Source organism: Actinomycetota bacterium, assembly GCA_013152275.1.
In the GTDB taxonomy this organism is placed as follows: Bacteria; Actinomycetota; Acidimicrobiia; order Spongiisociales; family UBA4744; genus BMS3Bbin01.
In genome coordinates, this window is the sequence record JAADGS010000036.1 from 18,138 (window position 1) to 42,647 (window position 24,510).

Annotated in this window: 19 protein-coding genes; 12 read left to right on the forward strand and 7 right to left on the reverse strand. The window is 62.7% G+C overall.

Annotated elements, in window-relative coordinates; all coding sequences use genetic code 11:
• Positions 1-15: 15 nt before the first annotated feature.
• Positions 16-585, reverse strand: coding sequence for a hypothetical protein (locus GXP34_06785; GenBank protein NOY55678.1), 570 nt, complete (start codon positions 583-585; stop codon positions 16-18).
• A 362-nt stretch (positions 586-947) separates the two neighbouring features.
• On the reverse strand, positions 948-1,910 hold the full coding sequence (locus GXP34_06790; GenBank protein ID NOY55679.1) for a sugar kinase: 963 nt from the start codon (positions 1,908-1,910) through the stop codon (positions 948-950).
• Between the two features lie 205 nt (positions 1,911-2,115).
• Here GXP34_06790 and GXP34_06795 point away from each other — a divergent pair, with 205 nt between their 5' ends.
• The 8 genes from GXP34_06795 to GXP34_06830 all read left to right on the forward strand — a co-directional run bounded on the left by GXP34_06795 (position 2,116) and on the right by GXP34_06830 (position 11,227).
• Positions 2,116-3,201 (forward strand): substrate-binding domain-containing protein, encoded by a 1,086-nt coding sequence (locus GXP34_06795; protein ID NOY55680.1) that lies wholly within the window; start codon positions 2,116-2,118, stop codon positions 3,199-3,201.
• A 173-nt stretch (positions 3,202-3,374) separates the two neighbouring features.
• A complete protein-coding gene (locus GXP34_06800) occupies positions 3,375-4,874 on the forward strand; it encodes a sugar ABC transporter ATP-binding protein (protein ID NOY55681.1) in 1,500 nt (499 codons plus the stop codon).
• The gene (locus GXP34_06805) at positions 4,874-5,875 is read left to right on the forward strand and encodes an ABC transporter permease (protein NOY55682.1); all 1,002 of its coding nucleotides are present in this window, start codon (positions 4,874-4,876) and stop codon (positions 5,873-5,875) included. The genes GXP34_06800 and GXP34_06805 overlap by 1 nt, the downstream gene beginning before the upstream one ends.
• Positions 5,872-6,876, forward strand: coding sequence for an ABC transporter permease (locus tag GXP34_06810; GenBank protein ID NOY55683.1), 1,005 nt, complete (start codon positions 5,872-5,874; stop codon positions 6,874-6,876). Before GXP34_06805 ends, GXP34_06810 begins: the two co-directional genes overlap by 4 nt.
• 39 nt (positions 6,877-6,915) lie before the next feature.
• A complete protein-coding gene (locus tag GXP34_06815; GenBank protein NOY55684.1) occupies positions 6,916-8,067 on the forward strand; it encodes an iron-containing alcohol dehydrogenase in 1,152 nt (383 codons plus the stop codon).
• The gene (locus GXP34_06820; GenBank protein NOY55685.1) at positions 8,060-9,529 is read left to right on the forward strand and encodes a hypothetical protein; all 1,470 of its coding nucleotides are present in this window, start codon (positions 8,060-8,062) and stop codon (positions 9,527-9,529) included. The genes GXP34_06815 and GXP34_06820 overlap by 8 nt, the downstream gene beginning before the upstream one ends.
• Positions 9,526-10,593, forward strand: coding sequence for a zinc-binding dehydrogenase (locus GXP34_06825; GenBank protein ID NOY55686.1), 1,068 nt, complete (start codon positions 9,526-9,528; stop codon positions 10,591-10,593). The genes GXP34_06820 and GXP34_06825 overlap by 4 nt, the downstream gene beginning before the upstream one ends.
• Complete coding sequence (locus tag GXP34_06830; protein ID NOY55687.1) at positions 10,583-11,227, forward strand: hypothetical protein; 645 nt, start codon at positions 10,583-10,585, stop codon at positions 11,225-11,227. The genes GXP34_06825 and GXP34_06830 overlap by 11 nt, the downstream gene beginning before the upstream one ends.
• A gap of 2 nt (positions 11,228-11,229) precedes the next feature.
• On the opposite strand, the gene GXP34_06835 is transcribed toward GXP34_06830, so the two are convergent.
• Positions 11,230-12,141 (reverse strand): sugar-binding transcriptional regulator, encoded by a 912-nt coding sequence (locus GXP34_06835; GenBank protein NOY55688.1) that lies wholly within the window; start codon positions 12,139-12,141, stop codon positions 11,230-11,232.
• A gap of 184 nt (positions 12,142-12,325) precedes the next feature.
• On the opposite strand from GXP34_06835, the gene GXP34_06840 reads away from it, so the two are divergent.
• From GXP34_06840 to GXP34_06855, 4 genes are all read left to right on the forward strand, one after another.
• Positions 12,326-13,492: a ribulose 1,5-bisphosphate carboxylase large subunit gene (locus GXP34_06840; GenBank protein NOY55689.1), complete on the forward strand. Its 1,167-nt coding sequence runs from the start codon at positions 12,326-12,328 to the stop codon at positions 13,490-13,492.
• Positions 13,489-14,406: a transketolase gene (locus tag GXP34_06845; protein ID NOY55690.1), complete on the forward strand. Its 918-nt coding sequence runs from the start codon at positions 13,489-13,491 to the stop codon at positions 14,404-14,406. Before GXP34_06840 ends, GXP34_06845 begins: the two co-directional genes overlap by 4 nt.
• Positions 14,406-15,413 carry a transketolase gene (locus GXP34_06850; GenBank protein ID NOY55691.1) on the forward strand — a complete coding sequence of 336 codons (1,008 nt, stop codon included), beginning with the start codon at positions 14,406-14,408 and terminating at the stop codon, positions 15,411-15,413. Before GXP34_06845 ends, GXP34_06850 begins: the two co-directional genes overlap by 1 nt.
• A gap of 576 nt (positions 15,414-15,989) precedes the next feature.
• Positions 15,990-17,099: a hypothetical protein gene (locus GXP34_06855; protein ID NOY55692.1), complete on the forward strand. Its 1,110-nt coding sequence runs from the start codon at positions 15,990-15,992 to the stop codon at positions 17,097-17,099.
• 456 nt (positions 17,100-17,555) lie between these two features.
• Here the strand turns inward: GXP34_06855 and GXP34_06860 are convergent, their stop codons facing one another.
• The 4 genes from GXP34_06860 to GXP34_06875 all read right to left on the reverse strand — a co-directional run bounded on the left by GXP34_06860 (position 17,556) and on the right by GXP34_06875 (position 24,508).
• The gene (locus tag GXP34_06860; protein ID NOY55693.1) at positions 17,556-20,135 is read right to left on the reverse strand and encodes an EAL domain-containing protein; all 2,580 of its coding nucleotides are present in this window, start codon (positions 20,133-20,135) and stop codon (positions 17,556-17,558) included.
• Positions 20,136-20,165: 30 nt separating this feature from the next.
• Positions 20,166-21,734 (reverse strand): S8 family serine peptidase, encoded by a 1,569-nt coding sequence (locus GXP34_06865; GenBank protein NOY55694.1) that lies wholly within the window; start codon positions 21,732-21,734, stop codon positions 20,166-20,168.
• Between the two features lie 462 nt (positions 21,735-22,196).
• A complete protein-coding gene (locus tag GXP34_06870) occupies positions 22,197-22,418 on the reverse strand; it encodes a hypothetical protein (GenBank protein NOY55695.1) in 222 nt (73 codons plus the stop codon).
• 158 nt (positions 22,419-22,576) lie between these two features.
• Entirely contained in the window at positions 22,577-24,508 is a 1,932-nt protein-coding gene (locus tag GXP34_06875) for an acyl-CoA synthetase (GenBank protein ID NOY55696.1), read from the reverse strand.
• Positions 24,509-24,510 lie beyond the last annotated feature (2 nt).

Here is a 24,510-nt window from a genome sequence, read left to right on the forward strand (position 1 = left end):
GCAGTCGCCCGATTCTCAGGGCGCCGGTGACGTCACGGGTTCGACGGTGACCGTGTGGATGCACTCGCGTCCCCGGGCCTTGAGACATTCATCCGTGGAGGGAGTCAGCTCATAGGTCAGGCCCAGGGCAGCGAGCCAGCCGGTCATTCGTGCGAAGATGCCACATCCGAATCCACTGGTCACACCCGCTCGAGAAGCATTGTCATACGCGAAGCAACGCTGGACACTCAGTGCAAACGCATCGTCCCCAACCTTCGCCAGGTCGTATTCGAGCAGGTCGGGCCCGAGCAGTCCGATGAGGGTTTCTTGCGCCAAAAGGCACTCGTCGACGTCGGTCACCGGTGGGAGACGCAAGGCGCGGGCGATCCGGCGAGCCTCTGCCTTGCCGACCTCGTGGGCGGCGATGCGGTTGAGGCGGTTCGCGACCTGCAGGCCGCACTCTGCAGCAACCGCCATGTACCAGCGTGCGTCGTGTGACATCCAACACTTCACGAGCAGCGTTTCGCGTTCGGCCGGTGTCAGCCGGACGAGGATCTCGTCCGCCTTCTCGCTCAGGGCCTGCCTCAGATCGTATCGAGCGTCCATCGGCTCTCCTCCGGTTGGGTGCTCCGCCCATGCTGACACACGAGGGTCGTCGAGGGCGGACCAATCGCGAGGCCGCACGGATTCTCTCGCTCCGAGTACCGATCGTCCTCTTCGTCGGAGCCTTGGCGGCTTGACGCCACGGTCACGGCGGCCTGGCTCTCGCGGCACACGAGCCGACGGTTCCGAACAGGTTCTCTGTGAGATGGGTGGGGCAGGAAGGCCGATGGTCATTCCTGCTCGTCGGGACGCCAGGGCAATGGAGACTGGCGGTTGTCCGGAAACCGTCTGATCCCGGCTCTTCTCGACCCGTCCGCGCGGGTATGTCGGAGAGCGGAGAAGCCCCGCCGCTTCGTTGTGTTTGCCTACGCTCGATCGACACTCGTCTTGGCGTCGATGAAGGCATCGAGGTCGATTCGATTGGTGATGCCTGCGTCAGAGCCGAGTCCGGTTGCCACGAGGCTGCCGGCGGCGACGCCGAGCTCGGAGGCTCCGACCGGGTCGCGGCCCTCGATGAGACCGACGATGAATCCTGCGCTGAAAGCATCGCCACATCCGGTCGTGTCGACAACGTCGACGGCGTATGCAGGAACCTGGGCCTCGATCGTGTTACCGACCCCGACGCAGGCGCCATCTGCGCCCAGGGTGATCACGGTGGCGCCGACGCCGCGGTGATGAAACCATTGCACGGCGTCGGACAGCGTCGACGTGCCCGAGAGCATGAAGGCGTCCTCATCGTTGGGAAGGAAGTAGTCGAGGTAGGGGAAGCACGGTCCGAGTACTGCGTCGACATCGGCTCCAGGCATGCCGATGATGTCGAGCGTGGTGGTCACCCCTGCTTCCTTCGCGCGTTTGAGGGTGTTCGCCGTGGGCGCACCGTCGAAGGATTCCAGCAGGAACGTCCCACCAACGTGGAGCACGGTTGCAGACTCGATCTTCTCCCAGTCCAGGTGATCGCTGGAGAGGAGGGCGTTGGCGCCGATCACGTGCAGGGCGGGTCGCTCCCCGTTCGGTCGAATGGGGAGCATTGTCGCCGATGTGGGGGCGTGATGGTCAACGGTGAGTCCGGCAACGTCGATACCCTCTCGTTGCATCTTCTCGATCAGCCAGACGCCGAGTTCGTCATTCCCGATGACTCCGAATGTTGCCACGCGCATCCCCAGGCGAGCCAGGTCGACCGATGTGCCCGCTGCCGTCCCCGCCACGGTCATGCGGATCTCTTCGAGGAGAGCGACACCTTGTCCTTCAGGAACCGCGGGAACCGGCCGACCGAGGATGTCGACGATGTGAATGCCAACTGTTACAACGTCGATACCGTTGTCACTCATGTTCACTCCGTTCCTTCGAGTCATCCGCGTTCTCGGCCATCAGCGGCGACAAAGTCGCCGACGAACGACCGACGCGTTTCGCAATACGGTCGGTTGACAGCAGTACTGTACAGCGCCTATGCTCCCGTGAACAAATGTACATGTCAGGGATCGAATGTACGCATAGGGTGGTTTGGGCATAACCGGATGGTTGAGGAGGAAGTAGATGAGATCTCGAAGACTGAGACGGCACCGGACGATACCCCTGCTCCTTGGACTCGTCTTGGTTCTGGCTGCATGTACGAATTCGGGTACTACGACGACAACCGCAGCTGATACCGAAGCAGCTACCGTGACGACCGGGGACGTATCGACAGACACGAGTGCACCGGAAGGGTCCGGTTCCGATGTCGCCGATTTGAGTCTTGCGGGGTACACGATTGGTGTTGCGGTGGTGGGTACGCAGCATTTCTGGGATCGTGAAGCGTTCGAGGGTGCGGTTGCCGAGGTGGAGCGCCTTGGTGGCGAGGTGGTTACGACCGATGGTGGTCGTGACAATGCGGTGCACGCGGAGAATCATGACATCTTCTTGACACAGAAGGTCGATGCGGTGATCACCATTCTTGGTGATTCCGCGGTGGAGCCGAAGCTGGAGGCGTTGCAGGCTGCGGGGATTCCGGTGTTCGGTGTTGACCATGCGTCGCCGTTCGTTGTGAACAACACGGGTTCTGACAACTTCTATGCGGGTGAGAGTGCCGGCCGGTTGATGGCGGATGCCATTGGTGGCGAGGGCAAGGTCGCTGTGTTCAATGCTTTCTCTGAGGCGTTGAAGTTCTGTGGTGATCGCTACAACACATGGAAGTATGTCTTGGACTCCGCGTATCCGGGTATCGAGGTCATTCAGCCCGAGTTGGCCGAGGAGTTCGCGAATGCGCCTGAGAATGCTCGTCAGCAGACGTTGGATCTGCTCGAGCAGTATCCGGTCGGTGAGCTCGATGCCATCCATGTTGCGTGCTGGGATCAGCCTGCGATCGGTGTTGTGGAAGCGCTCAAGGAAGCCGGTCGCACCGAGATCGTGGTCTCTGCGATCGATGCCGGTCCCGACACGCTCGAGATCATGATGGAAGACGGCAGTCCGTGGGTCGTCAACGTTGCACAGCAGCCGAGGAAGATCGCGACGATCGCCGTTGACAATGCGGCACGTTACCTCGCCGGTGAGACCGTGCTGCCCCAGAGCTATGTCGACGTCGTTCCCGTGAGTGGACCGGCACAGGCAGCAGCCGTATACGAACAACTCGGCTACGGCGACTGATTGGGACGGTCAGAGGGAACACACAGAGAAGTGACGGGAGAAGATGTGGTGCCGGATCGATACCGATCCGGCACCGCATTGAGGCCGGTCGCTACGCTGCGAAAGGTGATGAGCTCTTGAACGACAGGTCGCTGGGCCAGACACGACAGGGCTCGTCGGAGACCGCCCTACGGATGACGGCCATCTCGAAACGCTTTCCCGGTGTGCAAGCCCTGGATCGGGCCGACCTGCTCGTTGAGCGCGGCGAGGTCCATGGTCTCGTAGGCGAGAACGGTGCCGGGAAATCGACCATCATCAAGGTACTGGCCGGTGTCTATCGATGTGACGACGGTGTCGTCGAAATCGGCGGAACCGTCGTCGACCCGATAACGCCCCAAGTGGTGCATGACCTGGGTGTGAGGTTCATCCACCAGGAACTCAACCTGGTGCCGCACTTCACGGTTGCCGAGTCCGTATTCATGGGACAAGAGAAGAGCGGCCTGTTCGGCATACAGAAGCGAGCCATGAGGGCCGCAGCGGAGGCGTTCCTGCATGACGCACTACGCGCCGATATCGACGGCAACGCATTGATTCGAGCCCTGAGCGTCGCCGATCGAAAGCTGGTCCAGATAGCGAGAGCGCTGATCGACGGTCAGGCGCGTCTCGTCGTGTTCGACGAACCCACCGCGGTCCTGCCGGCAGCAGATGTCGATAGCGTGTTCGAGTCGATTCGTGTGCTGAAAGAGCGTGGCATCGCGATGGTCTACGTGTCCCACTACCTGGCCGAGATCACCGAGATATGTGACCGAGTCACGGTGTTCCGTAACGGCAGGACTGTCGGGGTCGTCGACGACGCCGCCGAGGCGGGTGTGGGAGAGATCATCAAACTCATGGTCGGGCGCGACCTGGGCGAGCTCTTTCCCGAGAAGAACCGCGTGCCGGCGGAACCGGTTCTTCAGATCGAGAACCTGTCGGACGGCCGCCACTTTCGTGGTGTGTCCTTCGAGGTTTGTGCCGGTGAGACCGTCGGTCTGGCCGGACTCGTCGGGTCCGGACGGGAGGAACTCGTCGATGCGATATACGGAATGCGCCGAATACGGACCGGCAGTGTCAAGCTGAACTCGGAGCAGTTGCAGTTGGGCGACGCCGCCGATGCGGTGGCGAAAGGTCTTGTACTCGTGCCGCGAGACCGTCGCAACCACGGCCTCGTCCTCGGATTCTCGGTGGGGGACAACATCAATCTCGCCAGCCTGGACGAAGTGGCGGTGCGAGGATGGCTCAAGCCTGCCGCCGCCACGGCAAGGGCAAACGGGATGATCGAGAAGATCGATGTCCGTCCCCGCGACCCGAATCGGATAGCCCGATTCCTCAGCGGTGGCAATCAGCAGAAGGTTGTGCTGGCTCGGTGGCTTGTCACGAAATCCACCATGTTCCTCATGGACGAGCCGACGGTCGGAGTCGATGTCGGTGCGAAGGCCGAGATCTACCGCCTGATCGCCGAGTTGGCGTCCGCCGGTGCCGGAGTGCTCGTTGCCTCGCATGATCTGGGGGAGTTGATGGGCTTGTGCGATCGGGTCCTCGTGATGGTTCGCGGCGAGATCGTTGCCAACGAAAGGGTGGAAGACCTCACACTCGATGAGCTGCTCGCGCTCACGACGGCCAGTCAATCCGAGGCCGCAGGCAAGGCGTCCTGATGACTTCTCTCGACACCGTCGCGTTCCGCAGATGGGATCGGTCTCGTATCAGCGGCTTCCTGATCGTACGCGGCCCGTTACTCGTATTCGTCGTCCTGCTGGTCTATATGGCGCTCAGCTCGCCGTTCTTCCTCGAGGGGAGGAACATCGCCAGCATCCTCAGACAGAGCGCGCCCGACGCCATCTTGGCAATGGGGTTGGCCGCAGTCGTCATGGCCGGTGGTGACGACATCGTCGTCGGAGGGATCGACATCAGTATTCCCGCAGCGTCGGTGCTCGGCGTTGCGATCATGGCGGACCTGCTCACCGCCGGTGATGCCCCGTTGGGCGTTGCCTTCCTTCTTGCGGCGTTGGCGGTCCTTGCCGTGGGGGTCGTGAACGCCCTTCTCGTCGAAGGAATCGGCCTCACCCCACTGTTGGCGACACTCGCGACGTCGGTCGCCGTGGTCGGTATCACGCGATGGGTGACGAACAACCGCCGGATAACGGTGGAGAACGCCGTCATCAGCCAGATCCGGGATGGGAGCGTGCTCGGTGTTCCGATCCCGGCATTGATCATGGTGGTGACGTTCGGGATCGTCGGATTCTGGCTCCATCGAACACGTTTCGGCCTCCGCCTCCAGGCCGTCGGCGGGTCTCGCAGTGCGGCGGAGATGTCCGGACTTTCCACCAGGAAGTACATCGCGAGCTCCTTCATCATTGCGAGTGGGGCCGCTGTCGTTGCCTCTGTCGTTCTGATCGCCCGTGGATCCGGAATGTCGCCTGGGATCGAACAGCAGCTTCTGCTGGACATGGTGCTGGCGACATTTGTCGGTGCGGCATTCTCTTCGCGGCGTGTCGTCACGATTCCGGGAGCTTTGTTGGGTGCTGTGCTCGTCAAGGCGCTCTCGATCGGATTCCAGCTGCTCAACGTCGACATCTTCAAGGTCGGCATGGTGAAGGGTGTGCTCATTCTCTTCGTGGTAGCGACGGCCGCGGTTGACAGTCGGGAGAGCCAATGATCTCCGCAGAGGAAAGAGCACGGACGGGAGCAGAGGAGACGACTGCGTTCAACCTTCGCGCGCTGCTCGGTCGGTACGCCTTTCTCCTCGTACTCATGGGGTTCGTCGTCTTCTTCTCGGTGCGAACCGACGCATTCCTGAGCCTCGGCAATCTCGTGAATGTTCTCGAAGGGAACGCGGTCCTCTTGATCGTCGCTTTGGCGATGACCCTGGTGGTCGCATCGGGGGGAATCGATCTGTCCGTCGGTATCGCGGTGGATTTCGGGGCGGCGTTTGCCGTGGTCGCGATGAAGGACTACTCGGTCACTTGGCAGATCGCCGTGGTGATCGCGGTGATGGGAGGAGCCATCGTCGGATTGCTGAATGCATTTCTCATCGTGCGTCTTCGAGTGAGCCCGTTCCTTGCCACGCTCGGCACACTCTTCATCGGCGGCAGCGTCCAGCGGATCTACACGAACGGAGGAGGACAGGTCTCGTTCCGCAAGATGCCGGAGGGTTATCGCAACCTCGCCGTCGGGTCCATCTTCGGGATACCTACCGAGATCGTGATCGCAGCCGCCGTGCTCGTGGTGTACTTCGTCATGCTGGAGCGCTCGACACACGGGAAGCGAATCCACGCCATCGGTCTCCAGTCCGAAGCTTCCGTCGTGGCGGGGATACGCGTCAAGCGATACCGATGGTTCGTCTATGTCGCAGCGGCGGCCACCTGCGCCATCGGCGGTGTGATCCTCACCGCCGGACTGCGTCAGTACACCCCGCTGGCCGGTTTCTCGTACCTGCTCGATGCGATCGGGGCGGTGTTCATCGGTGCGGCCATGCACCCTCGCCGCCGACCCAACATTCCCGGAACTCTGATCGGCGTGTTGTTCCTGGGTGTGGCGACCAACGGATTGAATCTGATGGGTGTCGACTTCAACTTGAAGGCGGCACTCACCGGGATCATCCTCGTCGGGGCGCTGGCGTTCTCTGCACTACAGCGCCGTGTCACCGCGGACGGCTAGGACACGACAATCGATACACAGCTGCGCTTTCGTTTGGCTTTGCCCCGCTCCCTCCACATCGGTCGGGGGTCGGCATCCGAGCTACCGAACCTCGTTGCACGCCCGGGACAACGAGTCGCAGTGATCGGTGGTGCGGGCGCGGCGGCGACGAACGTGGCGGACATCCTGACGCGCGCAGGGTGTTCGACACAGAGATTCACTCGACATGGAGAGCCGACACTCGAATCTGTCGAAGAACTCGTCGGCGTGGTAGCGGAGTTCCTGCCGCAAGTCGTCGTCGGCGTAGGAGGCGGCAGCGCCATCGACTCGGCGAAGGCAGTTGCGGCATTGATTCCCAATCGCGGCCGGCCGTTGTCCGACTATTTCCAGGCGGGAGCAGAAGCGCCGGCGCTCGGTCATGACCCACTTCCCTGCATCGCAGTCCCGACCACCGCCGGCACCGGGGCGGAAGCCACGGCGAACGCCGTTGTATCGATTGCCGGGCGCAAGGTCTCGCTGCGGGACGCCCGACTGGTTCCCTCTGCGGCGGTCGTCGACGCCGACCTCGGTGGCGGCGTTCCCTTTGGTGCGCGCGTTGCTGCGGCGTTCGATGCGGTGGTGCAGCTGATCGAGGCGTATGCGACACCGCTGGGAAACTCGTTCTCCTCGGGCCTGGCGTACGCAGGGGCGAAGTTGGCCTTTCCGGTCCTGGAGCGCATCATCTCCGGATCCGAGAGTGCGGACGATCGGCAGGTGATGGCAACCGGAGCCACGTTGAGCGGCCTGGCCCTGGCCAACGCCAAGTTGGGTACGGTGCACGGTCTCGCCGGTGTCGTCGGTGGGCGAACCGGCCAGGCACACGGCTCACTGTGCGGACTCTTTGCCGGACCGGTGCTGGGCACCACCATCTCGATTCTGCGCAAAGCCGCATCTCCCGACCCTGCCTTGGCGCGGTATCGGGACCTTGCCCGGTTGTGCACCGGGCATCCATTCGCCGAGGCGGAGGATCTCGCAGAGTGGATCGGTGGCCACGCCATGGCGGCAGATCTGCCTCGGCCCGATATCCCGATCGCCGTGCGACGTGAAATCGCCACCGGCGCGACCGGGGCATCTTCCACCGCAGGGAATCCCGTCGCCATTCCGGTTCAGGAGTTGGTCGGCATTCTCGCGAAGGTCGCGAGAGGAAACGTGGAGGACGTCAACGATGGCTGAACTCATTGTCTCCATCGACATCGGCACATCCGTGATCAAGGCCGGGGCCTACACAGAAGTCGCCGGGCTCGTTGCGATGGAGCACCAACGAACAACAAGCCTGCCAGACGGTTCGGTCGATGCCGAGGCTGTCTGGGGAACCACATGTCGAGCGATCCGATCGCTGTTGGACCGGCCTGAGATGGCAGGCCACCGCGTTGCAGCCGTGGTGGTAACGGGGCAGGGGGATGGTCTCTGGACCATCACTGCGGATGGAACGGCGGCCGGTCCGGCATATCAATGGAACGACGCCCGTGCCGACGAGGTCGTGGCGGGGTGGGAGGCGGACGGGACGATCGCGGCCGCCTATCGCCTCAACGACACGGTCGTGTGGCCGGGAACGTCCGGCGCGCTGTGGGTGTGGCTGCACGAGAACTCTCCCGATCATGTGCGGCGGACGCGTTGGGTCGTCTGTGCCCCGGATTGGATCAACTACCGCCTGACAGGCGAGGTCGCGACGGACGTCTCCAACGCCGGCATCCCCTTTCTCGATCCGGATTCACGGACGTGGAGCACCGAGCTCATCGGCATCCTTGGCTGTGAGGACATCGCAGCGCGCCTGCCAAAGGTGCTTCTGCCGGGAGATTCGCTGGGGACGGTCACCCAGAGAGCGTCTCGTGAGACCGGGCTGGCTGCCGGCACACCTGTGGTGATGGGAGCGATCGACGTTGTGGCCATGTTTCGAGGTGTGGGTTTCGAAGACCCGGGTACCGTTGTTGCGGTGCTCGGTACGACGGCGGTGGCACTGGCATGCGTGACGGGTCGTGCAGATCCGACGGTGCAGGTCGGGGCAACGGTGCCGTTTCCAGAGCCGGGACGGTTCCTGCGCGTCATCGGTGCGAACTCGGGAACGTCCACGTTGGACTGGTATGTGCGAGAGGTTCTCGGAGGTCCCCTCGACGCTGCGGCGCTGGATCGTTTCTGGAAGGAGGTCGGCAACGTGTCTGCAGAGTCGGCCCATGTGATGCTCCTGCCGTTTCTCGCCGGGGAACGGGCGCCATTCTTGGCCCCGGATGCGACAGGGACGTTCCTGGGCATCAAACCGACGACCAAGCGAGCGGACCTGTCATACGCGGTAGCCGAAGGCATCACCATGTCCCTGCGTCACTGTGTCGAAAGCGCCGCCGGGGAGCCCACGGCAATTCTTCTGTCAGGTGGGGGGGCGACGAGTCGTGAGTGGCAGCAGATGGTGGCCGACGCCTTGGGGCACGAGATCATGGTCGACGGCCATCACGATCGTGCATGTGCAGGTGCAGTCTCGTTCGTCACGGGGTCGCTGCCCGGCGTTCCTCACGATATCGATCGGCTGAAACCGGCCAGATCGGAGGCGATCGAGGAGCGCTTCGCCGCCTATGTGGCGTTGACCGGCCTCATGCAGCCGATCTGGCGCCGTCTGCATTTCACCACGAGGAGAGTTCCATGATTCCTGAGAGGATGCGCGTCGGCGTCTACTACGGACCGGATGACATTCGCGTCGAGGAGCGCCCCGTTCCCGAGATCGGACCCGACGAGGCGCTGGTGCGCACCTTGGCATGCGGTTTATGCGCCGGTGAGGCGATGGAGTGGTATTCCACCAAAGAGGGTGGCAAGGTGCTCGGGCACGAGCCGGTGGGTGTCGTCGTCGCGGCAGGAGTGGACGTCGACGCAGTGCATGTGGGCGACCGCGTCTTCGTCAACCATCATGTCGGCAGACTCCAATCTCATTGGGCGATCCGGGGCCACTACACACGTGATCCGTTCTATGCCGGCAACCGCCTGGATCCGGGAGGGATGGCCGAGTACTTCCGGGTCAGTGCCAACCATCTCAGGGCGGACGTGCATGTGCTTCCCGAGTCGATCGGAGATTCCGTTGCGACGACGATCGAGCCGTGGTCGTGCGTACTGGGCGGTCTCAAGACATGTGGTGTGCAACCGGGGGATACCGTGGTGGTTCTTGGGTGTGGCTTCATGGGCCTGGGGTTCGTTCACATGGCGCCGCTGTTCGGCGCCGGGACGGTGATCGCGGTCGATTTCTCGAGTTGGAGACGCGACAAGGCCACCGAGCTTGGCGCAACCCATGTGTTGGATGCCGCCGACCCGGATCTGGCATCGAAGGTTCGCTCGCTCAACGGGGGGTTGCTCGCCGACGTCGTCGTTGCCGCCGTGCCTGCCATCTCCGCTTGGGATTCTGCCAGGACGCTCGTCGAACCAGGTGGGACGGTGCACCTTGGAGCTCCCACCAAGCCTGGAACGGTGTGGGCGCTCGACGGCTTCGATGCGTATTTCGACGAGGTGACGATTACCTCCAAGTACTCCGCAGACCATCGGGACACCTATCAGCTCATCCGTCTGATCGAGTCGGGTCGGGTCAACCCGCTTGCAGCCATAACCCACCACTTCGCACTGGACGATCTTGCCGACGGCTTCCGGCTTCTCACCGAGGCAGATGAATCGCTCAAGATCGTTGTGTATCCACACATCCATGAGGAGGAGAACGATGCTCGATAGCCTGCGGGAAGAAGTGCTCGAGATGAATCTCGAACTGCCGAGGAACCGGTTGGTCATCTGGAGCGGTGGCAATGTCAGCGGGAAGGATCCGGAAACGGGCCTCATTGTCATCAAGCCGAGCGGTGTGCCGTTCGCCAATCTCACCGCCCGGTCACTGGTGGTTGTCGACATCGATGGAAACGTGGTCGAGGGAGATCTCACCCCTTCGGTCGATCTCGGAGTGCATCTCTACGTGTACCGGCGACGTTCCGATGTCGGTGGCATAACGCACACACATTCACCGTATGCGACGAGCTTCGCCCTCAACGGGCAAGGGATTCCCGCGGCGCTCACCGCCCTCACCCACCTCATCGGGAGCGGGGTTCCGTGCAGCCGGTATGCCACACCGGGTGCCGAGGACACCGGGTCTGCGATCATCGAGGTCACCCAGGACCATGGCATGGCGGCCTTGGTGGAACGTCACGGAGTGTTCACGATGGGGCGCTCGGCAAGCGAATCCGTCAAGATCGCACTCCATGTCGAGGAAGCGGCGATGACGATCAGGCTGGCGGAGCAGTCATGCACCGTCACCGAAATGGACCCCGTCGAGATCGACCGGTGCCACCGCTGGTACCAGGTCAACTACGGCCAGTAGCCCTATTCGGCGATGAGGCGCTGAGCGGTCTCGATATCGGTCACGAGGCCGTTGAGCAAGTTGCCGCGCAACGCTCCCCGCAGCGCTTCGACCTTGTCGGGCCCTCCCGCTATCCCGACCCGCACGGGGATCATCGAGAAGCTCTCCAGGTTGAGTGCCAGCACGAGGTCGGTCACCGGCGAATCCACCGGAGAACCGTCTTTGTCGAAGAAGTGGGCGTTGATGTCGCCGACGGCTCCGGCAGCCTTCAGCTCGTCGGCCTGCTCCTTGGTGAGTGTTCCGGTCAACATGATGGAACTTCCGGGGGTCGATCCTCCGACGCCGACGAGGGCGAGATCGCACGTCCTTGCCATGTCGAACACCCGTTGGACGTCGGGCTCCGATCGCAGCATCATCGCCGTCTCGCGTGCCTGGGGCAGGACCGGAACGGCGAGGTCATGCGAGGAACCGCCGAACTTGTGAGCCAATTCAAGAGCGATATTGCTTGGCGTTGGTGGCACGACAAGACCGGGATTCGTTCCCTGGAGCGGAATGAACTCGGCGGATACGCTCGACGAGGGCTTCATGTACGAGACTGCCAGGGCCAGGGTTGTCGAAAGCCCCACGCCGATCCGCATGCCGTTGGTGATGAGATGCACGATGCAGTCGGCGGCCAGGTGGGCGATCGGATCGGCCCGGTTTGCGGAGTTGGTGGGTGCAACCCAGACATGGTCGAGGTCGTACTTGTCGGCGAGGGCGTTCTCCTCGGCGATGAAGAGACCCTCATCGGTGTGCACCTCGATGGTCACGATGCCAACCCGACGCGCCTCGGCGAGAGCACGGGTGACACGGATGCGGGAGACCCCCAACAGATCGGCGATCTCTTGGTGGGTGAGGTCGTACTCGTAGTAAAGGCGAGCAACACGTCCGAGCACTAGGGTCCACTCCTACCTGTTGTTGGACGAAAGTTCGTGGACAGACTAGAGCCCCGACTCGGCCGGCGCGGGGTCGGTCGATTCGCAAGATGCCTCCGGACGGTACCGTGGGTTCGTTGGTTTTGCATTACTCCCGCCACTCATTTTGAACACTGGTGCGACCACCTGTACCATTGTACACCGAATGAAGGGTCATCACACACCTGTCTCGCCCTTGTCGCCGGTCCGGCTCGCCTTGTCCGGGGAGCGCTTCGGGGCGGTCTATGCCTTGGTCGGGGACAGGGAATCCGTGAGGAGGGTTGCCGACCAGCTCGTTGTTGAGCAGACGATCGAGTTTCCGCGTGATCTCGTGCCCGATGACGACATCCAGCGCGAAGTGATCGCGCACATCGAGCGGCTCGACGAGGTGGGAGACGGGGCGTTCGAACTGGAGGTGTCCTTTGCCGTCGAGTTGGCCGGCGGACTCCTCTCCCAGCTTCTCAATGTTCTCTTTGGGAACATCTCGATGGTCGCCGGCGTCCGCCTTGTCGACGTTGCCTTACCCGCGAGCCTGCTCGCGAACTTCGCCGGACCTCGCAACGGTATCGAAGGGCTCCGAAGGTTGTTCGATCGAGAGACGGGCCCGCTTCTGGCAACCGCGCTGAAACCGATGGGCACCCCTGTGGGCGATCTGGCCGGTTTCGCCTTCGATCTTGCCGCGAACGGAATCGACCTGATCAAGGAAGATCACTCCTTCGCAACCCAGCCGTTTCTTCCGTTTGCGGACCGCGTTCCGGTCTTGGCCGAGGCAGTGCGGCGGGGAGCTGACGTGCGGGGCGCACCGGCGGTCTTCCTTCCGGCCTTGAATGTGGCACACGAGGATGTCGAATCTTCCATAGATCTCTGCATCGAAGCCGGAGCCGGGGGCGTGTTGGTGCTTCCAGGGTTGGGAGGTCATGACACGATGCGGTGGATTGCCGGCAATACTCCCGACGACTTCGTCATACAGGCGCATCCGGCATTCCTCGGTTCTTTCGTCACATCCCCGGATTCCGGGATAGCGCATGAAGTGCTGTTCGGTGTGTTTCCCCGCCTCGCCGGCGCCGACATGTCCATCTTTCCGAATTTCGGAGGCCGGTTCAGCTTCTCTCGAGACGCCTGTTCGCGTATCGCCGAACGGTGTCGATCGCCTCTGGGAAACCTCCGAGCGGTGTGGCCTGCTCCGGCAGGAGGCATGAGTGTGGAGAAGGTGGGTGCAACGCTCGAGTTCTACGGGCCCGACACGACCCTGTTGATCGGAGGCGAGCTGTATCGAGGGTCGATCGAAGAACAGGTGAAGCGGATGGTGGACGCAGCTCTGGAAGGACAATGATGGAAGATTGGAAGGTCGAGGTCAGCCAGGCTGCACTCGGGATCCGGCGGCAGGTTCTGGACTACACGGTCCGTAACGGTGGTGGGTACTTGAGCCAGGCCTGCTCCTCGGCGGAGCTGTTCGCTTTGCTGTACCTGCGGATCATGAACATCGGGCCGAGCGAGGCTCCGATGGTCCCGGAACCGTTCCTTGGAGTGCCGGGACCGAAGAACCTCAACTACCGAACGGGGGCGGCGTACAACGGACCGATCGCCCCGGATCTGGACCGCTTCATCCTGTCCCCGTCGCACTATGCGCTCGTTCACTACGCAACGCTGGTCGAGGTGGGTCGCATGTCGGCAGAGGGATTGGCGATGTTCAATCAGGACGGCCAGTCGGTGGAGATGATTGCAGCAGAGCATTCTCCCGGCAGCGAAGTGATGGGTGGCTCCCTGGGACAGGCCCTGAGCCAGGCGTCGGGCATCGCCTTTGCCAGGAGGCTCAAGGGCGACACCGGTCGTGTCTGGGTGTTCATGTCCGATGGCGAGTTCCAGGAAGGGCAGACCTGGGAGGCGATCGAAGTCATGTCGTTCCAGAACCTGGACAACATCGGCATCTATGTGGATGTCAACGGTCAGCAGGTCGATGGGCGGATGGAAGATGTCATGCGGATCGAGCCCTTGGCAAGTCGCCTCGAAGCGTTCGGTGCCCGCACATTCTCGGTGGATGGGCACGATCTCGACGCTCTTGCCGAGCCTGCAACGCTGGATCCCGACGGTCGTCCCCTGGTTGTTCTGGCCTACACCGACCCCTGTCGCGGAATCCCACTTCTCGAGGAGCGACGGCCGATGCTTCATTACGTCCGGTTCAAGAGTGAGGACGAACGACAGATGTACGCGAACACGCTCGCCGGCTGGCAGAAAGGCGTCCACTGATGGAGATGGTTGCGAACGCTCACGAACGAACCTTTGTCGAGTGGGCCAAGGACAAACCGGAGGTGCTCGTCCTCTCTGCCGACCTGACAAGCTCGGTGGAGATCAGGCTCTTCAAGCAGACCTACCCCGAACGATTCATATCGATGGGCCTGACCGAGCAGCACATGATGAGTTTTGCCGCCGGTTTGGCTCGCGAGGGCTATTACCCGTTCCTGCACACCTTTGCGGTATTCCTCTACCGGCGTCCTTACGACCAGCTGGCGATGTCGGTGGCATATGCGAATCTCCCGGTACGCCTGGTCGGATTCCTGCCCGGCATCACGACACCCGGTGGTGCAAGTCACCAGGCCATCGATGACATCGGAGTCGTACGGATGCTTCCCAATATGACGATCGTCGAAGCAGGCGATGCGAGCGAGGTCGAACAGATCATCGGCGTTGCCCACCAAGTCGACGGACCCGTGTACATCCGGCAGCTTCGAGGGGAAGTTCCGCGCCTTTTCGATCCCTCCGAGCGAATGGCGCTCGGCAGGGCCCGTCATCTCAGCACCGGGACCGACATCACCCTGTTGTCGTCCGGCATCTGCACGGAGGAGGCGATGCGAGCGACGGCGGTCCTCAAGTCGCGCGGGGTCGGTATCGAGCATTTACACGTTTCCACTCTCAAGCCCTTCGACGATCCGGCGGTTACCGAAGCGGTGGCGTCGGCAAACCGCGGTGTGATCACCATGGAGAATCATTCCGTGGTCGGGGGCCTGGGCTCGGCGGTGGCCGACCTGATTGCAGAGAACGGACTCGGTTCCCATTTGCGCAAGATCGGCTTGCGCGACACATTTGCCCATGGCGCCTCTCGTCCTTATCTGATGAAGCACTATGGTCTCGATGCCACGGCTCTGGTTCGGGAAGTGGAACAGGCCATCGGGGAACCGTTGGGGATCACGGCGGACGATCTCGCCTCCGCCCGTCTGGATGCTGTGCACAGCCTCGCAAAGGCAGAGGCACTGTAGGTCCATCGTCATCGCCGACGTCGTGTTTGTCGCCGAGCACGAGTGCCGCATCGGAACCGCAGGAGGCGAACTCTTTCAAGATCGGGAATGGTGGTTTCCCGAAGTCCCTACAACCGACCTTGCCGACGCCCCGGGCCCCGACCCGCCGGCCGGGCGCCTTCCCATCGAGTCGGAGGCAATCTCATCCTTCTCGTCCCTGATCGGCTGCTGCCCACCTCCGTATCGGGGCTTCTGGTCACTTCGGTCTTGCTGGGCAGGTGGCCGGCTGTGTCCGTGACGGAGGGCAGGAACGGACGGCGCTCCTTCACGGCCAAGTTCATGGGGGTGGATTCGTGATGTTCCTTGCAGGAAGGACCCTTGCCTTCGTCAAACAGGCATGGCCCAGAGGCTCGATCGGGAGGAGCATCGGTGGGAGGTCGATGTCGGAGAAACCACCTCTGAGAGGTCGGCGACGTGTGATGGTGGCGCTTCCCCTTGCGCTCAGCCGCAAAGAATGCGGTTCTCCACTCATGGGCGATCGACGGCAACCGTGCGGGCGCGGTTCAGCATCCTCCATGGTTTGCCGATAGCAGGTTCATGAGTCTCAGGGCGGTGATCGTGGCGCTGGCCTTGGTGGTTGGCGGCTGCACCGTCGCAGACACGGCGCCGTCATCGACCGCGGTTGCATCCACGGTGACGGTGTCCAGCACGTCGATCGCTCCCGTCTCCGGCGAGCGGACGCCTACCACCCGCTGGGGTTTCGTTCCCTTTCCCGCCGGCCCGAACGAACAGTCCGTCGGTGACGCGTTTCGGTTTGTTGCTGCCGAAGGTGACCTCGTCGCCTTCCATTTCGACGACGGAATACCTTGGGAGGGCCTGCTGGCGGACTCCGACCTGCCACCGGCGCTCGTCGGGGAGATGGCGTCCCTGAAGGCGTTCGCCGCGCAGAACCCGCAACTCGGCGTGTATGTCGCGACCGCCATCACCGACCAGACTCGCAGCGGTATCCCCGGTTCGTGGAGGGCAGGGGGCCCGCCGGCGTCGGTCGCCGGGCGGTCATTCGACGACCCGGAGGTCCGGGAGGGGATTCGGCGTTGGGTGCGGTACCTGGCCGACGAGTTCGAACCGGACTGGTTCAACCTGGCTGTCGAGATCAACATGTACGAAGTTGCCCAGCCGACGGACTATCCGAATCTCGTGTCGCTGTACCGGGAGTTGTACGAAGAAATCAAGGCGGCACACCCCAAGACCGTGGTTTTCGCATCGTTCCAGATGGAACTGGGCGACCCTCGTGCCGCAGCCGACCTCGTCGACACTCTCGACATCATCGGCATCTCCACGTATCCATACGTGACAGGGAACGGCTTTCCTGCGGAGGAGTACTTCGATTCCATCGCCGATCTCGGTCTGCCCCTTGCGGTGGCCGAGACCGGGTATCCGGCGGCGGCGCTCCCCACTCTGGCAGGCAGACAGACGTTCTCGCCATCCGACCAGGCCGACTACGTCGAATGGCTGGGGCGGAGGGCAGAGACGCCGGGTCTGGTCTTCGTGGCCTGGTTCTTCCCGACCGACATCACCGCCTGGATCGACGCACTTCCCCCGTCGGAGCAGGACGTGCCGCGTCTCTTCGAATCTCTCGGTATGCGCACCGCCGACGGAACCGCCCGACCGGCTCTCGACGTGTGGCGCAGGTTGGTCTCACCTTGACCGGCGGGTAGCTCGCCGTGGCGGATGGCCGTGAGCCGTCACCCGGTCGTGTTCGTCGATCTCGCCGTGGTGGTCGAAGCTCGACGGCACGACTTCCGTCGGCGGGCTCGGGTCCGGAGGAGAGTTCACGCCGACGATCTGCCTGCACGAGGACGGTCCCTGCTCCTCGTGTCTGGAACCATGTTCGGCCGCACCTGAGACTGTCGCAGATGCCGATTTCGCCTCCATGCCGTGTTGCCCCCACACGAGAGATGCCCAGGAAGGGAACAGGTGCCTTCGAGTCCTGCTTCTGTCTGCGGCGATTCGGAGAATCGAGCCGGTTCGGGTTTGTCGGACACCATCACGTCCTTCGAGGTTCAGATCGATCCTGCACTTCTGCCCGTACCGGGCCGGTGCCTGACGATCACGTATCGGTCACCTCGTGCTCAGGCTCGATATCCCAGGTGTCTCGCAGCGTCACACGGCCAGCTCGGCCGCTGCAACACCTGTCGCTTGAGTCCCTTGGCGTAGGCACAGTTCCTTCAGGTTCATTGCCAGGAGTGGTGTGATCGTGAGAGCATCCATCGGTCGGGCGAAGAGGTAACCCTGGCCCGTACGGCACCCCAACTGGCGAAGCCACTGGAACTCTTCGGGTGTCTCGATGCCCTCGGCCACCGTGCTCAACCCGAGGATGTCGCCGATTTGTACGATCAGGCGTGCAAGCGGGGATTGCTGTTCGAGTGCCGCCCCATGAACGAACGTCCGGTCGATCTTGACGATGTCGATTGGTAGCCGGTGCAGGTACGCCAACGACGAGTACCCGGTCCCGAAGTCATCCAATGCAATCCGGATTCCGAGTTCTTTGAGCTGGTGGAGGACCTGCGTGTATGGCTGCAGCATCACGTTCTCGGTGATCTCGACGACGAGGTATTGCGCGTCGAGTCCCGACTCGGTGAGGGCCCGGCGTACCTCGTCGATGATGTCTGGCTCCTCCAACTCCCGGGGAGAGAGGTTGACCGAGATAGTGGGCTTGGACCCTTTGCTCTCGTCATGCCAGCGGCGCATCTGACGGCAGGCAGTGGGCAGGACCCACCGTCCCAGCGCGACGATCTGTCCGGACTGTTCGGCTGCAGGGATGAACATGTCGGGGAAGAGGAGACCGCGTTCCGGATGGTTCCATCGGACGAGTGCTTCCACGCCGGTAACGCGGCCGGTCTCCAGGTTCACGATGGGTTGGTAGTGGAGGACGAGTTCGTTGCGTTCAATGGCCAGAGCGAGTTCCGTATGCAGCATCGCAGCGCCTATCCACCGGTCCTGGAAACCCTCTTCGAACACCTGATAGGATCCCTTGCACCTGCTCTTGGCGGCGTACATGGCCTGGTCGGCGCGATGGATCAGCTCTTCGGGGCCCAGGTTCGCTTCCACCAGGGCGATTCCCAGACTCGCTTGGGCCGTGACGGCCTGACCGGCGATGACGAGCGACTCCTTGAGTGACTCGGCGATTCGTGCGGCCACGACGGTGGCGTCGCCGGGTGCGGAGAGGTGATCCAACAAGATGGCGAATTCATCGCCACCCAGTCGGGCGACCGTATCTTCGGGCCGACAGCAGGCTTCGAGACGGCGCGCCACCCTGATCAGGACCTGGTCGCCGGCCACGTGGCCCAGCGTGTCGTTGATCGTCTTGAAATCGTCGAGATCGAGGACCAGCACCGCCGATTGTCTGTCTTGTGTGTTTGCCATTTCGAGTGCTTCTGTGAGTCGCTCCCAAAGAAGGGCTCGGTTCGCCAGTCCGGTGAGGACGTCATGAAGAGCCCGGTCTCGGAGGTCGTCTTTCAGCTTCGTAACCTGCGCGAGGGAATCTTCGAGCCTTCCGTTCTCCAAGGACACGGTGACCTGGCTCGCCAGAGTTTCGAGCATGCGGAGATCCTGCGCCGTGAAGTTCCGCAGGTCGCCCATCGGCTCGCTCACGACCATCACGCCATTGACTTTCCCTGGTCCGTGCACCGGTACCAACATCCGATGCCGCCCATTCGACCGCCGCGCGTGTTGATCGGATCCACACGACAGGAGGCGTGAGCGACCCGAGTTCAACACGTCTCGCCATGCCTCGCCACCGGTGTCCGGTTCGATACGGTGGATGACCCGCGTGTGTTCATCGGGTCCGGCGGCGGCCAGAAAACCGTCACCGTTCGGACCAGTCGGGAAGACACGGAGCTCGGCACGTTCCGCGTCGAACATCGACCGGGCGTGTGTGACGGCTGCAAGCATTGCGGCTTCGACCTGGGGCGACCGGTGCAGAGCCCGGGTTGCCTCGTACAAGCCCTGGATCCGCTGCCTTTCCTCGCGCTGTGCGACGTAGGCACGGTAGGCCAGATAGAGGGCCACCGGAGGTACCGCAGCAGTCCAGGCGGTGCCGGGTCGGGTCCACATGACGGTGACCGCCACCAAGCCCAAGGCGGCGTTGATCGCCGACGACACGGTCAGTAGCTTCAATGCGTCGATCCGCTCCGAAGCAGAGAGGTCGCCGCCGGAGAGGGCGATGGCGGTATTGACGAGCACGCTTGCGAGCACGAGCCCGACCGCAACTGCAACCAGAGTGCCGATCCAGCCGGCAACACCGAGAGGGTCTCGTGTCCCAAGGATCAGTCGAAATACGACGATGCCGATCCCGGTCTGGAGAGTGAGCATGGCAAGGTTGAACGCCGCTTTCAACGGCGACTGCCTGCGGTAGAGAATCAACGCCAACGCGTTGCCGACGATCTGCGCGGCGATCAGACCGAGCGGGTCCACGAAGTACAGCCCCACCACCAAGGGAACTTCTCCCATGGCGAATACGTGGGCGTTCCTTCGGAACTGTAGGGATACGACGGCGACCTCACCGGCAAAAACGAGCGGCACCATCACCATCCAGTTGAGGTGGAACGGCGCATCCAGAAGGGAGAATCCTGAAGCCACGTAAGCCAGGGCCACTGCTGCCGCACTCATGACCCCCGTGAGTGCCCACACTCTGCCCGGTCCGGTCAGGTGGCGTCGCAAGGACTGATGTGCTTCTGCCATTGGGTCCTCGGCACTACGCCTGGGAACAGATCAGTTCCACAGGTAGGAGCCCCAGGTGAGATTCCCCCAGGTGAGGTTCCCCCAGGTGAGATTGCCCCAGGTGAGGTTGCCCCAGGTGAGATTGTCCCAGGACCCGTCGACGGCGTTCGGGTCGTAGGCTCCGGGGTTCGTTGCGGGCTGCCACTCTTGTGTCGTGTCGGGTGTTGGGGCTTTGTACGCCGCTTTCAGATTGATGAGCCCTGCGCCCTGACAAAGAGCCGATGCTTCAGGGATGGGGCGTGCCGTCGAGGTCAGCAGCGCCTTGACCTGGTCGGGCGTGAGATCCGGACGTTGCTGCAGCAGCAACGCCGACGAACCTGAGACGATCGCTGCCGCCTGTGATGTGCCCGTGCCCCGGAAGAATCGATCGCCGACACGCGCTTCGGGATAGAAGTAGTCGGCGAAGGAGCCAGGATCGCGAAGACTGATGATCGAGTGACCGGGAGCGATGAGGTCGACCGATCGGTTGCCGGTACCACAGTTCGAGAACTCGGGAACTTCATCGTCTCTGACGGTCGATGTGCCCTGCGGGTCATCGGCTCCGACCGCGATCACGAACGGGTCGAACGCCGGGCTTCGCAACGCCGCATCGTTTCCATCGTTTCCGGCGGCCACGACGACCACGATGCCGGCCTTCCATGCCGCCTCGACGGCGTAGGCGAGCGGTTCATAGCGGTAGTCCTGGTCGCTGTCGACGCTGAATGCGAGGTTCAACACCCGCACGTTCATGTCGTTGTCGTCGCGATGTTTGACGACCCATCCGATTGCCGCGATCACCTGGGAGATATCGGCCTCCCCGGCCGCATCACCCACCTTGACGTTGAGGATCCGGGCCCCCGGCGCCACGCCGACGAAATGGCGTTTGAGGTCCCTGTTCCTGGGGATGTTTGGCACGCCATCGTCACGTCCTGCGATGATGCCCGCCAGGTGCGTGCCGTGACCGTAGGCGTCCAGATACCGAAGATTCTCATATGAGGATTCCAGCGACAGGTCCGGTCCATTGATGATCTTGCCGGGAACCGTCAGGCCAGGTACCGGGACGATGCCGGTATCGATCATGGCCACCGTCACACCGGCACCCGTGTAGCCGCGACGCCAGAAATACGTCGAGTTGATCACCCGCTTGTTGATCTTGTACATCGAGCCGTCGTCGGTCCTGTCGTGCGTCTCCCATCTGGACACACGCATGTGGGCGTTCGGAGTGACCGAACGAACGCCCGGATCGGCTGCAAGGGTCTCTACGGCGCTCTCAGGAAGGATCGCGGAGAAGCCGTTGATGATCTCGAGCCGCTGCTCGACCCGACCGCCGAGATCCTCGACGAGGGATTGCGGTCCCTCGCCTGCTCCCGGCATTTCGACGACCACGACCGGGACACCTGTGCTGTCATCGGCGAGAGCCGGACTGGCCGAGGCCAGTGGCAACAGTGCCACGATCATGAACACGATGGCGGCGATGACACCGAGTCTCCGCCTGGGAGAAAGACTCGAGTCGAGGATCTCTGCTGCAGGAACGCTGGTAGGACGAGTGGAACCGGCAGTCGAGAACGGGTGGATATCCATAGTTCGGGTATCGGCAACAGTCGGAAAAACTTGAGGGAGGATGACCACGCTACGCGCGAACACCGTCCCTGTCTCTTTGAGAAATACACGCCAAATACCCAGGTGGGTAAAGGTGTAGGCGCTGTACATGGGATTTGCCGAGTGTCTGAGGTGGCCACGGACCGTGGTGTTCTGGGTGGATCGGTTCAGCAGGATCCGACCCGCCTGGACGCAAGGTGAACGCACCTGTCAGGCAGGCACCAGGTCAACGCTCGGCTTGGCGCAGAGTGTTCGAGCAGACACCCTCGTTCGTATCGGATGCTCCGTCCGACGACTCGGATTCACGCGTCGGGGAGTGTCTTGTCGCACAGCTCTGTGCGCTCAGGAATCTCGAGGCTTCCCGGCACCTGCCGGGCTCCGCCTCGAGCGGCAAACGGTGCATGGAGGGCAACACTCTGTGCGAGGGTTCGGTTCCGGCCACGACTACGCTTCCTCGGCCGGGTGATGAAGATCCTCTGTTTTCGGCACCGTTCGGGCATGTCTGCCACGATCCAGGAACAGGATCCGGATGTCGGGGCTGCCGGTCTCAGGGCCGGGAGGCTCGGTGCCGGAGACCGACGCCGCTGCACACGCACTGCACAGTGCCTCGTCACCGGTGACGACCATGGCAGGCGCTGCGCAGCTCGAACAGAAGAGATCGGTCATCTCGACAGCTCGGCTCGGGTTTCCGGGTCACTCCTGCATTCGTGCATCACATGCCTCCGAGTGTTCTTGATGTGGTTATCGGCATGAAGCCCCCGAAAGGGCAGAACCGATCTACTTCGACACCCGGTGACTAGTTCCCGTCGTCGGTTTACCTGCGCCTACGAGACATCGATCCGGTATCTGATCGTGTAGTGCCCCAGCGCCGTAGCGATCGCATCGCGAACCTCGTCCGGCTCGGATCCCTCCGTTCTCACCACAGAGATCTCCGCGACGACTCCGTAGCGCGAATCCGGACGCGCGAGCACCTCGACAGATCGTACGCCGTCGATGCCTGCCACCACGTTGTGGAATTCGTCAACGATCTCGCGCCGTACCAATTCGGGCTTGAAGATCTTGCCGACGGCGGTGAGTGGAATCGTGTCGACGATGCGGATCTGTTTCGGCACCGCGGCGCGCTCGCCGATATGGTCGCGGGCGAACTCCAGGAGATCATCGACGGTCACCTCGACCCCGGGCTTGAGCTGCACATAGGCGACCGGCATCTCACCGACCCTCGGATCTGGCCGGCTTACGGCGGCCGCCAGCGCCACCGCAGGGTGCCTGTGCAGAGGCCCTTCGATGAGCTTCGGATCGATGTTGTGGCCACCTCGGATGATCAGCTCCTTCTTGCGCCCTGCAAGCCAGAAGTATCCATCGGCGTCCTGGCGTCCGAGGTCGCCGGTGTTGAACCATGGGCGGCCTCCGTCGCAGGTATCGACCCAGGCCGTACGGTTGTGCTCGTCGTTCTTGTAGCCGGGCATCACGTTCGGTCCACGAATGATCACGATGCCGATCTCGTCGGTGTCACAGTCCCGCACGTACCGATCCTTCTCATCGAGGACGACGGTCTTCATCTCCTGGTACGGGATTCGGAAACCGATCGAGCCGATTCTACGTTCCCCGGCGGCGGGGTTCACCGAGCTGACACAGGTCCCTTCGGTCAGCCCGTATCCTTCCAGGATCCGAAGTCCCGTTCGCTCTTCGAACGCCCGGAACACCTCTACGGGCATCGGGGCCGCCCCGCAGATCGCGAATTGAAGCGAGCCGATGTCCTGGTCTGCCACAGGCACACGGAGCAGACCCGCATAGACGGTGGGGACACCGCTGAAGAAGTTGACACCGTAGTGCTCGACGATCTTCCAGAAGTTCTGGAGCAGGTCGGCGTCCCGATAACCCTGCGCTGTGGCGAGAACCGTGGAGGCACCTCTACTCCACGGGATGAGGCCGGTGACGGTTACGCCGTTGACGTGATAGAGGGGGAGTCCGCACAGCATCACCGTGTCGGGGACGATGTCGAGGATCTCGGCCGACTGCCAGGTGTCCGCAACCTCGTTGCCGTGTGTGTGTAGTGCCAGCTTCGGTGTGCCGGTCGTTCCACCGGTGTGAAACATCGAGGCGATGTCGTCGGGACGGATGACACGTTCGGCGACGAGTCGATCCGCCGGCCTTCCGGTCAGCGCCTCCGCGTAGTCGATCACCTGGACGGAGACGTCGGGGGCACCCGAACGCATCTGGCCGACGGCCTGCCGCTGCCGTGGCGGCAGGTAGGAAGCGAGATCGATCTGGACGATCGATTCGAGGGTAGGCACCGAATCGGCGATCGCCGCCACCCGATCCCAGATCGGCACGCCGGGGAATGGCGCCGCGGTCACCAGCACCTTGGTGGCCGCGGCGTTCATGATGTCGGCTATCACCGCCGGTTCGAGCAGCGGGTTGATGGGATTGACGATCCCTGCCGCCTCGGCGCCGAAGATCGTGAAGAACCCTTCGGGTAGATTCGGGAGGATCATCGAGACGACATCGTCGGAGCCGACACCGAGCTCATGGAACAGGTTTGCGGTCCGGGTGATGGCGTCGAGGAACTCCCGGTAGGTCCATGTGACCGGGTGCTCGTACATTGCTCCCTGCAAGAAGAACTGCAGGGCCGTCGCATCCGGGTTGATCGCGGCGCCCCGTGCGAGCATCTCGTACGTGCTACCGGCCAGGTTTCGCTCCTCGATCGGAACCGCCTCGATCGCCTCGATGTCGTGTTGGGTCGTGATCATGCCCATTC